We start from the raw sequence: 11,992 nt of genomic DNA on the forward strand, positions 1-11,992 counted from the left end.
GCCGGGTGAAGTTCACGCACCGCCCGGGTAGTTGGGGCTTTCGCGGGTGATGGAAACGTCGTGCGCGTGGCTTTCCTTGAGCGCGGACGGCGAGATGCGCAAGAACTGGGCGCGCTCGTGGAAATCCCTGATCGAGGCCGAACCGGTATAGCCCATCGCCGCCCTCAGGCCGCCAACGAGCTGGTGCAGAACGCTGGCGAGCGGGCCGCGGTAGGGCACCTGCCCCTCTACCCCTTCCGGGACGAGCTTCAGCGTGTCCTTCACCTCCTGCTGGAAGTAGCGGTCGGCAGATCCGCGTGCCATCGCGCCGACCGATCCCATCCCGCGATAGGACTTGTACGAGCGCCCCTGGTATAGGAATACCTCACCGGGGCTTTCATCGGTGCCCGCGAACAGGGATCCCACCATGGCGCATTCGGCACCCGCAGCGATCGCCTTTGCCAGATCGCCGGAGTACTTGATGCCGCCGTCGGCGATCACCGGCACGTCGGCCTTGCGGGCAACCTCGACGGCTTCGAGGATCGCCGATAGCTGCGGCACGCCGACCCCGGCGACAATGCGGGTCGTGCAGATCGAGCCCGGGCCGATCCCCACCTTGATCGCATCGGCGCCCGCATCGATCAGGGCCTGGGTCCCCTCGCCGGTGGCCACGTTGCCGGCGACGACCTGTACCGCATTGGAGAGTTGCTTGATGCGGTTGACGGAATCGAGCACCCGCTGCGAATGGCCGTGCGCCGTGTCGACCACCACCACGTCGACGCCCGCATCGATGAGCCGTTCCGACCGGGCGAACCCCTCATCGCCGACGGATGTCGCCGCCGCGACGCGCAGCCGGCCCTGCTCGTCCTTCACCGCATTGGGGTGCAGGCGGGCCTTCTCGATGTCCTTGACGGTGACGAGGCCGACGCAGCGATAGTCCTCGTCGACCACCAGCAACTTCTCGATGCGATGCTGATGCAGCAGTCGCTTGGCTTCCTCCTGGCTCACCGTGTCGCGCACGGTCACCAGGTTTTCCTTGGTCATCAGCTCGAAGACCGGCTGGTCGGGATTGGAGGCGAAGCGGACGTCCCGGTTGGTGAGGATGCCGACCAGCCGCTTCTGCTCGCCAGTGGCGGCGCGTTCGACGACGGGAATGCCCGAGATGCCATACCGGTTCATGGTGGCGAGAGCATCCGCAAGGGTTTCCTGCGGCGTGATGGTGACCGGATTCACCACCATGCCGGATTCGAACTTCTTGACCTGGCGAACCTCCTCGGCCTGCTGGTCGGGATCGAGGTTCCTGTGGACCACACCGATGCCGCCGGCCTGTGCCATGGCGATGGCGAGCCGCGACTCGGTGACGGTGTCCATGGCGGACGACAGGATCGGGATATTCAGGGAAATCGACCTGGTCAGCCGGGTGGCCGTATCGACCTCGCCGGGCATCACGGTTGAATGGGCGGGCTTGAGCAGGACGTCGTCGAAGGTGAGCGCCACCTGGCCCAGAGCCGGATGAGAGGCCAAGGTGTCGAAATCAGTCATCGCCAACTCCCGGAAATGCGAAGGCGGCGCGGACGGGCTCTGAAGGCCCCAGCCGGCGAATCGCGGTCAGAGGGAAAAGATTGGCGGGGGTCATTAGCACGGAGATGACGGGCTGGGAAGCGGGCAAGATCAGCTCTCGCCCAACCCGCCCCGCTGCCGCACCAGTTCGGCCATCGCCTCGCCGGCCGCGCCCTCGCCCAGGTAGCCTTGCCAGACGCCGCGGCGGTCGGCCTCCGGACGGTTCTGGCTGACCTTCCACTTGCCTTCGATGCGGGCGATCGGGATCTCGACGCCGACGATGCCGCGGATCTGCGCAGCGACAAAGGCGTCAGGCGCATCACCGACGGCCCAGGGCTGGCTCCGTGCGTGCTCCCGCGAATTCGTCAGCTCTTCGATCTGCCGTCTCAGCCACACGGCGTCGTCCCTTACGAGGGGCCGGCCCCAGGCGTGGACGGTCGCGTAGTTCCAGGTCGGCACCACCTTGCCGGTTTCCTGCTTCGTCGCATACCAGGACGGCGTCACGTAGTTCTGCGGTCCCTGAAAGACCACCAGACACTCGTCGACTTCCGCCAGTTCGCGCCACTGCTCGTTGGCCCGCGACAGGTGCGCCCGCAAGGTGCCCTTCTCCGACAGGCCGGGATCGACCAGGAACGGGACGGGATTGGCCATCAACCCGTTCGGGCCGGCCGTCACGAGCAGTCCGAGCGGATGGCAACGGATCAGTTCGTGCTGGATGTCCAGCCGGTCCTCCCGGAACTGCGGCGGCTGATACATGGCGACGTCTCCTCACGTTCTCAGGCGATATCCCGTCCGGAATATCCAGGCGACGACGGCAAGGCACAGGCCGAGGAAGACAAGCGTCATGACCAGGCTGATCCCGACGCCGACGTCCGAAAGCCCGAAGAAACTCCACCGGAAGCCGGAGACAAGATAGACCACCGGATTGAAGAGAGAAATCGTCTGCCACAGCGGCGGCAGCATGGAGATCGAGTAGAAGCTGCCGCCCAGGAAGGCGAGCGGCGTGACGATCAGAAGCGGGATGATCTGAAGCTGCTCGAAGCTGTCGGCCCAGATGCCGATGATGAAGCCGAACAGGGAAAACGTGAACGCCGTCAGCACCATGAACACGACCATCCAGACCGGATGGGCGATTTGCAGCGGCACGAACAGGGTCGCCGTCGCCAGAATGATCAGCGCCAGGATGATCGACTTCGTGGCCGCCGCCCCGACATAGGCGATGACGATCTCCAGGTAAGACACCGGCGCCGAAAGAACCTCGTAGATCGTTCCGACGAACTTCGGAAAATAGATGCCGAAGGCGGCGTTGGTGATCGACTGGGTCAAGAGCGACAGCATGATCAGGCCGGGCACGATGAACGTGCCGTAGCTGACCCCATCGATCTCCGTGATCCGCGACCCGATCGCGGCACCGAACACCACGAAATACAGCGCCGTTGAGATCACCGGCGAGACGACGCTCTGCAGCAGAGTGCGCCAGGTACGATGCATCTCGTAGAAGTAGATCGCGCGGATGGCTGGAAGATTCATTTCGCGTCACTCACCAGGTTCACGAAGATTTCCTCAAGGGAACTCTGCCGGGTCCGCAGGTCGCGGAACCGGATCTCGGCGTCCGCCAGATCACGCAGGAGCGCCGTGATGCCGGTGCGCTCGGCCTGCGTGTCGTAGGAATAGGTCAGTTCGCCACCGTCGTCGGACAATTCCAGGCCGTAGGATGACAGGGATCCGGGAATCGCGTCCAGCGGCTGGAGAAGCTGCAGGGTCAGCTGTTTCTTGCCGAGTTTGCGCATCAGTTCGGCCTTGTCTTCGACAAGGACGAGCTCGCCCCTGTTGATGACGCCGATGCGGTCGGCCATCTCCTCGGCCTCGTCGATGTAATGGGTGGTCAGGATGATGGTCACCCCGTCCGACCGGAGCTTGCGCACCAGGTTCCACATGTCCCGGCGCAGCTCCACGTCGACCCCGGCGGTGGGCTCGTCGAGGAACAGGATCTGAGGTTCGTGCGCCAGGGCCTTGGCGATCATCACCCGTCGTTTCATGCCGCCGGACAGCGTGATGATCTTGGAATCCTTCTTGTCCCACAGCGACAGGCGCCTGAGGATGTCCTCGACGAGCGCAGGATCGCGCCGCTTGCCGAACAACCCGCGGCTCAGATTGACGGTCGCCCACACCGATTCGAACGCATCCGTCGTCAGTTCCTGCGGCACCAGGCCGATCATCTTGCGGGCCGCGCGGTAATTGCGGACGATATCGTGGCCGCCGACGGTCACGCGTCCCTGGCTGGCGTTGACGAGGCCGCAGACGATGCTGATCAGCGTCGTCTTGCCAGCTCCGTTCGGCCCGAGCAGCGCGAATATCTCGCCCGATTCGATTTCGAGCGTGACGTGCTTGAGCGCCTCAAAGCCGGTGGCGTAGGTCTTCGATAGATCGGCGATGGTGATGATCGGGGACATGGGACGAAGGAGCGTTGGGAGAGGGAGCGTGGGCCGGTCGCTGACGTGGGGGATGGTGGCGTCGCACTTAGTGCATGCATAGGCAAGTTTCCAGTGCGCAGCCGCGACGCGCCTGATGCAATCGACCGTCTTAAGGAGATGCCGGCTAGGGCTTCCAGGCGCCGAAACGGCCACCACCCAGCGCACCGGCGTCAATCTGCTGCACAAAGAACTCGTAGTTGCGGATATAGGTGTCGAAGCGGTCCTGACCGAAACGGCTAACCGTTTCCTTCTCCAACGAGCGGAACATCTCGAGTCGCTCCGTCAGAATCCCTTTCCACTCCGCCGACAGGTCCCTCGCCTGAACGTGGACGAAACCTGCGGCCTCCAGCAGGGCTCCGTATTCGGCCAGGCCGATCGAGCGCGGTGCAGCGAACGTTTCCGCGAATATGCTGCGGGCGCGCTCGTCGAGCCGGTCGGTGGCGATCCAGTCGGTAAAGCCGAAGCCCCCGCCCGATTTGAGGACACGGTGACAGCCGCCGATCGCCGCTTCCTTGTCCGCTACGTGCAGGAAGGCTTCCTGGCATATGGCCCGGTCGAAAGAGGCCTCCGGGAAATCGAGATCTGCGGCATCTCCGACCTGAAACGTGACCATGTGGTCCAGGTCGACCAAGCCGGTGAGCCGGCGCGCGCCGGCAACTCGGGACTCGTTCAGGTCGATGCCGACCACGCTGGCACCATAGCGATAGGCGAGATACCGGCTCGTTCCACCCATGCCCGAGCAGATATCGAGAACCCGCATGTCCGCCTCGATGCCGAGGATATCCACAAGCGCGTCCGTGGCAGCAAGGCCGCCGTAGTGATCCTGATCGTAGCGCGACAGATGTTCCGGCCCGACAGCCGACTCCGGTATGCCGTCAGCGGCGAGCTTGTCGAGGATCTCGGTCTCGTTGATCGGATGCTCGTCATAGAAGGTCTTCAGGTCGATCACGGCAGTTCCTCGCACCAGCGTACCGGCCGCAGGAACGGCCACCATCTTCGTTCGGAACGCCCCCGGCACGCCGTCAACCGGCGCAGTCCAAGCGGACCGACAGCTACTCGACTTCCTTGAATTCGACCTCGACCATGATGTCCTGCGCGATCGCTTCGAGCTCGCCGCGCAGATCATCGGCACTCAAGCCTTCGGGGAGGATGATCCGTGCCTCCGCCGAGAACAGCTTCTCGCCGGACATGCTTCCGGGAAATACCCGGGTCTCCAGTTCGTCGATACTGACCCCGTGCCGGGCAAGCGCAGCCGAGATATCGCGGACGATACCGGGGTGATCGCTGCCCGTGAGTTCGAAGCGCGCAGGGCGGCCGGGTACGTCGTTCGCCTCCCCTGCGGCATGCATGGTGACGGCAATGCCGCGCTCGGCCAGCGCCGACAGGTCCGACCGGAGACCGGCAACCCCGTCGTCGGGAAGCGAGATCCGCACTATCCCGGCGAACTCTCCGCCGAGCCGCGCCATGGCGCTGTCGATCCAGTTGCCGTCATGCGCGGCAACCCTTTCGGCGAGCGTCTGGACGAGACCCGGGCGGTCCCGCGCCACGATGCTCAATACCACTTCGGCGGACATGTGCGACCAGTCCTCTTCGCTCCGTGTCAGCGCTGGGTATCCGGTCAGGAGCGGCCGTCCCTGTCAAGTCGCCTGCAGATCGGAATCCCGATTGTACAGCAGCATGTTATCTGATCTGTTATCATCAGGTTGGACAGAAGCGGGCTGTTCGCGGCCGCATCCTACTAGGGAGATTCAAGGTGATACGCAAAAAGCTCATTGCACTTGCGAGTGCTTTTCTGATGGTGACCGGCGTCGTAGCTGGAACGACGGCCGCTTACGCTGCAACCGGCCAGATATCGATGGAACTGCTCAAGGCAGCGTTCATCGTGGGTGGCACGGGAGGCAAGGGCACGCTGACGTTCAACGGCCAGAACTATCCCCTGTCGATCGGCGGCCTGAGCGCGGGATGGCAGATTTCGCTGTCGGCGGTGAACCTTCGGGGGACCGTCAGGAACATCAATTCGCCGCAGGACATCGAGGGCGTCTATTCGGCGGCCGGCGCCGGCCTGGCGGTCGCTGCCGGTGCCAAGGCGGCTGTGATGGTCAACAGCAAGGGCGTAACTCTCGAGGTCGCCGGCGTACAGATGGGCGTGGATGCGTCTCTGAACCTCGAAGGCCTCAGCATCACGCTGAAGCGCTGACAGGCGTCTGACCGGCGAGGCCGGATTCATCTCTCCGGAAGGGGAATGAATTCGGTCTCGTCCGGCACAGGCTTGAAGCTGCCGGATCTCCAGGCCTCCTTGGCCTCCTCGATGCGCTCCTTGCGCGAGGAGACGAAATTCCACCAGATGTAGCGGGGGCCCTCCAGCGCGGTTCCCCCGAGAAACATCAGGTGAGCCCCGGTGACAGCCTGTACCGTGATCCGGTCGCCCGGCCGGAAAACCAGAAGCCGCGGGCCTTCGAAAGCCTGACCGGCAATTTCCACCGTTCCGCGCACGACGTAGACGGCACGTTCCTCGTGATCCGGATCGAGCGGCGCGCTCGAGCCTGCCTGGAGGATAACCTCCGCATACAGCCAGTCCGACAGCATGCCCACCGGCGATGCGCGCCCGAAGGCGGTCCCGGCGATGATTCGCGCCTTCACACCGCCGTCCTCGACAACGGGCAGGCTTGCTTCGTCGAAATGCTGGAATGAGGGGTCGGTTTCCTCGTCGGCCTCGGGCAGCGCAATCCAGCTCTGGATCCCGTACATCGCGCCGCCATCGGCGCGCACATCCCCGGGCGTGCGTTCGGAATGCACGATGCCGCGTCCCGCCGTCATCAGGTTCATGGCGCCCGGCGTGATCTCCAGGGCGTTGCCTTCGCTGTCGCGGTGCATGACGCGACCGTCGAACAGATAGGTGACCGTGGCCAACCCGATGTGCGGGTGGGGCCTGACATCCATCCCCTGCCCGGCCACGAACTGCACCGGTCCCATCTGGTCGAAGAAGATGAACGGCCCGACCATCTGCCGTTTGCCGTGCGGGAGCGCGCGCCGCACCTCGAATCCGCCGATGTCCCGCGCCCGCGGCACGATGATCAGATCCAGGGCATCGCACGACTTCGCGTCGCCGAGCTTCGGATCCTGCGAAGGCATCCAGCTCATACGGCACCTCCGACCGCCAGCCTGCCGCTCGTCAGTCGATCTGTTCGACCTTGGCGGCCTGATCCGGCACCAGTTTCACTCGATATGTCGCATTGTCACAGGTGATGATCCAGGCGGTCTCGCCGGGGGAGGAATCGCCCTTGTCAGGCTCGGCGCTGTGCGGAGCGCTGCAGGGGTAGCCCTGCGCGCGAAGCTGCGCCGACACGATGCCTTCGGCGGCGTCATCGGTCGAACTGGAATCCGATTGAGCCGAAGCAGTACCGGTCGCCGCCGCCAGAGCGAGCAACCACACTCCCGATATCCTAATCGCACCGATGGCCATTCCGGTCTCCCGCTGCTGCATCGAACCCTTTTCCGCCGGTCAAATCATACCATCTCCACCGTACCCGGATAGTCTGTATGGGCGATTCAGCTTATTTCGTTATCGATGCCTGCGGAGCCGTGTACGTGACAGTGACCAAGGCGTTTCCCGCGGTTTGGGGCGGGCCGATCGGCCTGCGGCTGGAGTTCGCGGCGATTTTCATCGTGACGCCGCTGGTCATGGCGCTCGGGCTGCCTCCGCAGATGATCTGGTCCGGCCTGGCCGGGATGTTCGTCGTCGCCGTCCTTCTCCTGAGCATCACCAAAGGGTTCTCCTGGCGCTCGCTGATGTCGCGCCCGCTGGTCCCGGGATTGCTGCTCCTCACCGCGTTCGTGCTTCTCACATCCCTTGTCGCCGTCGGTCTCGTTACCTGGCTGAGGCCGCACGCGCTGTTCTGGCTGCCGCGACACGACGAGCGGCTCTGGCTTCTGATCATGGTCGCCTATCCCTTCCTGTCGGCCCTGCCGCAGGAGATCGTCTTCAGAGCGCTGTTCTTCGCCAGATACGGCGGGCTGTTTCCCAATGCCGGCACGGCGATCGTCGTGAACGGCGCCGTCTTTTCCCTGGCGCACCTGTTCTACTGGAACTGGCCGGCGGTCATACTGACGGCGGCCGGCGGAGTGATCTTCGCATGGGCCTACCAGCGGCGTGGATCGTTCTTCTACGCATGGCTGATGCACTCCATCGCCGGCCAGATCATCTTCACCACCGGGCTCGGCATGTATTTCTATCACGGTGCCGTCGGGTACTGACCTGTCCGCCGACCCCTGCGTTCTGCGATTCGCAGCCAAGCGCCGACGCTACTCGCCACCTGTTGCCGGCTCTGGTAAGTCTCGCCTTCCCATGCAGTCCCGCACCCTCGTCCTCCTCGTCGTCGCCTGCGCCCTGTTCATGGAGAACCTCGATTCGACGGTTCTCTCCACGGCGCTGCCGGCGATTGCCGCCGACTTCAACGAGGACCCGATCCGTCTCAAGCTGGCGCTGACGTCCTACCTGATCAGCCTGGCCGTCTTCATTCCCGCCAGCGGCTGGCTTGCCGACACGTTCGGCGCGCGGCTGGTGTTCCGGCTGGCGATCGTCGTGTTCACCCTCGGATCGATCGCCTGCGGCCTGTCCGGCTCTATTCCCGAGATCGTCGTCGCACGGGTCGTGCAGGGGATGGGGGGCGCGATGATGGTGCCCGTGGGCCGGCTGGTCATCATGCGCACGATCCCGAAGTCCGAGCTGATCAGCGCCATGGCCTGGCTGACGGTGCCGGCACTGACCGGGCCCGTGCTGGGTCCCCCGCTGGGCGGCTTCATCACCACCTATTTCGAGTGGCGCTGGATATTCTGGGTGAACGTGCCGATCGGGATCGTCGGACTCATCTTCGCCACCCTGGTCATCCCCGACGTACGCGGCGAAACCAGGCGGCCCTTCGATGCGCTCGGCTTCCTGCTGTCGGGAATGGGACTGGCGCTGGTCGTCTCCGGCGGCACCAACCTCGGCCTCGACGTCCTGCCGCGTACGTGGATATTCGCGATGCTGGGCGTCGGCGGCGTGCTGCTGACGATCTACTATTTCCACGCCCGGCGGACGACCTCGCCGATCCTCGACCTTACCCTGTTCGCGATCCCGACCTACCGGATCGCCATCCTCGGCGGCGCGCTGTTCCGGATCGGGGTCGGGGCGACGCCGTTCCTGATCCCGCTGATGCTGCAACTTGTCTACGGACTGACCCCGTTTGCCTCGGGTATGACGACGTTCGTTGCAGCGATCGGGGCGATTGCCATGAAGTTCGTCGCGCCACCCGTGCTGAGGCGGCTGGGATTCCGCACGATCCTGATCATCAACGGTGCGCTGTGCGCGGTCTTCATCGCGCTGCCGGCGGCCTTCAGCCTGTCGACCCCGGTGATCATGTTCTCCGCGGTTCTTCTCGTCGGAGGGTTCTTCCGCTCGCTGCAGTTCACGAGCACGAACAGCCTGGCCATCGCCGACATCGAGCCCGGCCGGATGAGCAGCGCAACGTCCATGTCGAGCGTCGTTCAGCAACTCGCGATATCGATCGGTATTTCGCTTGCAGCCATCACGCTCGAACTGACCAGGGTGGCCCGGGGCGGCGAAGCTCTCGCGATATCCGATTTTTCCGCAGCCTTCGTGGTGATCGGCCTGGCGACGCTTGCCTCCGTCCTGCTGTTCCTAACCCTGCCCGGCGACGCGGGCCGCGAAGTCTCCGGCCACAAGCGCGAACTGGCGCCCGACGCGGTGACCGCGGCACGGGAGCGGTAGCCGGACGCTACGGCATCATCGCGAAGAATCCCGTGACGGCGCCAAGAATAGCGCCCCCCAGCGCACCGACCCACCACGTCCCCCCGCGCATCCGGTGCCACAAGAGCGCGCCGATGACCGCGCCGCCCAGCAGCCACGGCAGCGAGAAGACAAGCACGACGATCGCAAGTTCCAGGCCGCCGACGCCGAAGTCGTTGCTCATCAGCGTTCGCCGCCCTCGTCCGCACGACCCTTGAAACCGGTCGCCAGCACGTAGAGTTCGGCGGAATCGGCGCGGCTGGCGGGCGGCTTGACGTGCCGGACCTTGTCGAAGTCGCGCTTCATGTCCTTCAGCATCTCGCCCTCCGTGCCGCCGCGCAGGACCTTGGCGAGAAAGGCCCCGCCGGGCGCGAGCACCTCCCGGGCGAATTCGAGCGCGGTCTCGCACATTCCCATGATGCGCAGATGATCGGTCTGGCGATGGCCGGTGGTCGGCGGCGCCATGTCGGACATCACCACGTCGGCAGGTCCGCCGAGCGCCTCGCGCAGCCGGTCCGGCGCGCTTTCGTCGAGAAAGTCGAGATGCAACACCTGAACGCCAGCAACCGGATCCATTTCCAAGATGTCGATTGCCACCACCCGGCCACGTCCGTCGGCGGCACGGACGCGCTCGGCCGCGACCTGCGACCAGCCGCCCGGGGCCGCGCCCAGGTCAACGACCCGGTCGCCAGGCTTCAGAAACCGGTGCTTGTCGTCGATCTCGGCAAGCTTGTAGGCCGCCCGCGAGCGATACCCCTCGGCCCGCGCCTTTGCGACGTAGGGATCGTTGAGCTGCCGCTGGAGCCAGCGCGTCGAGGCCGAGGAACGGCGGCGCGCCGTCTTGACCCGCACCTTGAGACGCCCCGACCGGCCCGCGCCGGATCCCGACGACTTCTCGCTCATGTTCGGACCCCGCCCGAATGCGGCGCGCCCGCCGGGTTGCGATACATGGAGCGGTGGCGGCGGCCACTGCGGCGCCATACTCCGTCGCCTGCCATCAGCGTCAGCAGCATGCCCTCGCGCAGGCCACGGTCGGCGACACGAACCCGGTCGCAGGGCCACAACCGCCGGATCGCCTCGAAGATGGCGCAGCCCGCCAGCACCAGATCCGCGCGGTCGGCACCAATGCAGGGATTTGCGACGCGCTCCGCGTGCCCCATCGAGAGCAAATCGTCGGTGACCCGGACCACGTCGTCGCGCCGCATCCAGGTGCCGTCGACGCGGCGGCGGTCGTAGCGATCGAGGCCCAGATGGACTCCGCAGATCGTCGTCACCGTGCCCGAGGTGCCGAGCAGATGCAGTTCCTTTTCATTGAAGTTGATGCGGGCGGCAACATCGGCGGCGAACGGCTCCAGCGCCGCCTGAACGTGCTTCACCATCTTCTCGAACAGCGGTCTGTCGACGTCCTTTCCGCCGAAGACCTCGGAGAGGGTCACGACACCGATCGGCAGCGAAGTCCAGGCGGACACATGGCGTTGCACCGTGAAGGGACTCTTGAAGCCCCGCTCCCCCGAGTCGAGCAGGATCAGTTCAGTCGATCCCCCGCCGATGTCGAACACGACGACGCCGCGAGCCGCCTGGTCGACGAGTGATGCGCACCCGGATACGGCCAGCCGCGCTTCGGTCTCCTGATCGACGATCTCCAGTTCGAGACCGGTCGCCTCCCGCACCCGCTGAAGAAAATCGGCGCCGTTGTCGGCCATGCGGCAGGCCTGTGTGGCGATCAGGCGGCTGCGGGTGACGCCGCGAGCCACCATCTTGTCGCGGCAGATGACGAGCGCATCGATGGCGCGCTTCATGGCGTCGTCGGCGAGCCGTCCGCTGTGCGTCACCCCCTCACCAAGCCGGACGATCCGGGAGAACGCGTCGACGACCCGAAAGGCCCGCCGCGTCGGCTGCGCGACAAGCAAACGACAATTGTTGGTGCCCAGGTCCAGTGCGGCGTAGACGCGCCCGTGCCCCGGGTCGGCTCGGCGCGCGGCGTGCGAACTAGGTCTTGCGCCGCCCTGCGGCCGCAACTCTCTCTCTTGCCCCGAGACAACCGCCGCCTTGCCGCCCGATGCCTGGGCAGCAGGCGTATCACCCCGGTACCGCGGACCGGCCGTCGGGCCGCGCACTTGCGCGTCGACGCCACCGTCGTCCTGTTCCACTATCCGTGTCCTTGTTCGCCGGTCGTCGCATGCAAAGGCGC

14 protein-coding genes are annotated in these 11,992 nt (G+C 65.3%); 3 read left to right on the plus strand and 11 right to left on the minus strand.

Annotated features, from left to right (window positions below):
• Positions 1-12 precede the first annotated feature (12 nt).
• The 6 genes from guaB to V3328_RS14990 form a co-directional block, all read right to left on the minus strand.
• Positions 13-1,521 carry an IMP dehydrogenase gene (gene guaB, locus V3328_RS14965; protein ID WP_340330494.1) on the minus strand — a complete coding sequence of 503 codons (1,509 nt, stop codon included), beginning with the start codon at positions 1,519-1,521 and terminating at the stop codon, positions 13-15.
• Positions 1,522-1,650: 129 nt separating this feature from the next.
• Positions 1,651-2,295, minus strand: a complete 645-nt coding sequence (locus V3328_RS14970) for an FMN-binding negative transcriptional regulator (protein WP_340330495.1) — start codon at positions 2,293-2,295, stop codon at positions 1,651-1,653.
• A gap of 12 nt (positions 2,296-2,307) precedes the next feature.
• Entirely contained in the window at positions 2,308-3,069 is a 762-nt protein-coding gene (locus V3328_RS14975) for an ABC transporter permease (RefSeq protein ID WP_340330496.1), read from the minus strand.
• Positions 3,066-3,992 (minus strand): ABC transporter ATP-binding protein, encoded by a 927-nt coding sequence (locus V3328_RS14980; RefSeq protein ID WP_340330497.1) that lies wholly within the window; start codon positions 3,990-3,992, stop codon positions 3,066-3,068. The genes V3328_RS14975 and V3328_RS14980 overlap by 4 nt, the downstream gene beginning before the upstream one ends.
• 145 nt (positions 3,993-4,137) lie before the next feature.
• Positions 4,138-4,962, minus strand: a complete 825-nt coding sequence (locus V3328_RS14985; protein ID WP_340330498.1) for a class I SAM-dependent methyltransferase — start codon at positions 4,960-4,962, stop codon at positions 4,138-4,140.
• A 103-nt stretch (positions 4,963-5,065) separates the two neighbouring features.
• Positions 5,066-5,587, minus strand: a complete 522-nt coding sequence (locus tag V3328_RS14990) for a glycine cleavage system transcriptional repressor (RefSeq protein ID WP_340330499.1) — start codon at positions 5,585-5,587, stop codon at positions 5,066-5,068.
• A gap of 179 nt (positions 5,588-5,766) precedes the next feature.
• Here V3328_RS14990 and V3328_RS14995 point away from each other — a divergent pair, with 179 nt between their 5' ends.
• Positions 5,767-6,210, plus strand: coding sequence for a hypothetical protein (locus V3328_RS14995; RefSeq protein WP_340330500.1), 444 nt, complete (start codon positions 5,767-5,769; stop codon positions 6,208-6,210).
• 26 nt (positions 6,211-6,236) lie between these two features.
• Here the strand turns inward: V3328_RS14995 and V3328_RS15000 are convergent, their stop codons facing one another.
• Positions 6,237-7,154: a pirin family protein gene (locus V3328_RS15000; protein ID WP_340330501.1), complete on the minus strand. Its 918-nt coding sequence runs from the start codon at positions 7,152-7,154 to the stop codon at positions 6,237-6,239.
• A 31-nt stretch (positions 7,155-7,185) separates the two neighbouring features.
• Positions 7,186-7,476, minus strand: a complete 291-nt coding sequence (locus V3328_RS15005) for a hypothetical protein (protein WP_340330502.1) — start codon at positions 7,474-7,476, stop codon at positions 7,186-7,188.
• Positions 7,477-7,553: 77 nt separating this feature from the next.
• Here V3328_RS15005 and V3328_RS15010 point away from each other — a divergent pair, with 77 nt between their 5' ends.
• Together V3328_RS15010 and V3328_RS15015 are read left to right on the plus strand one after the other, a co-directional pair.
• The gene (locus V3328_RS15010) at positions 7,554-8,267 is read left to right on the plus strand and encodes a CPBP family intramembrane glutamic endopeptidase (protein WP_340330503.1); all 714 of its coding nucleotides are present in this window, start codon (positions 7,554-7,556) and stop codon (positions 8,265-8,267) included.
• A gap of 91 nt (positions 8,268-8,358) precedes the next feature.
• A complete protein-coding gene (locus V3328_RS15015) occupies positions 8,359-9,783 on the plus strand; it encodes a DHA2 family efflux MFS transporter permease subunit (protein ID WP_340330504.1) in 1,425 nt (474 codons plus the stop codon).
• A 7-nt stretch (positions 9,784-9,790) separates the two neighbouring features.
• Here V3328_RS15015 and V3328_RS15020 read toward each other — a convergent pair whose 3' ends face one another.
• Genes V3328_RS15020 through V3328_RS15030 form a run of 3 tightly spaced genes read right to left on the minus strand, consistent with a single transcriptional unit; the run spans position 9,791 to position 11,951 of the window.
• Entirely contained in the window at positions 9,791-9,985 is a 195-nt protein-coding gene (locus tag V3328_RS15020) for a hypothetical protein (RefSeq protein ID WP_340330505.1), read from the minus strand.
• Positions 9,985-10,704 carry an RlmE family RNA methyltransferase gene (locus tag V3328_RS15025; protein WP_340330506.1) on the minus strand — a complete coding sequence of 240 codons (720 nt, stop codon included), beginning with the start codon at positions 10,702-10,704 and terminating at the stop codon, positions 9,985-9,987. The genes V3328_RS15020 and V3328_RS15025 overlap by 1 nt, the downstream gene beginning before the upstream one ends.
• Entirely contained in the window at positions 10,701-11,951 is a 1,251-nt protein-coding gene (locus V3328_RS15030) for a Ppx/GppA phosphatase family protein (protein WP_378759043.1), read from the minus strand. The genes V3328_RS15025 and V3328_RS15030 overlap by 4 nt, the downstream gene beginning before the upstream one ends.
• Between the last annotated feature and the right edge of the window lie 41 nt (positions 11,952-11,992).

It is taken from the genome of Microbaculum marinum, assembly GCF_037855135.1.
GTDB classification, from domain to species: Bacteria; Pseudomonadota; Alphaproteobacteria; order Rhizobiales; family Tepidamorphaceae; genus Microbaculum; species Microbaculum marinum.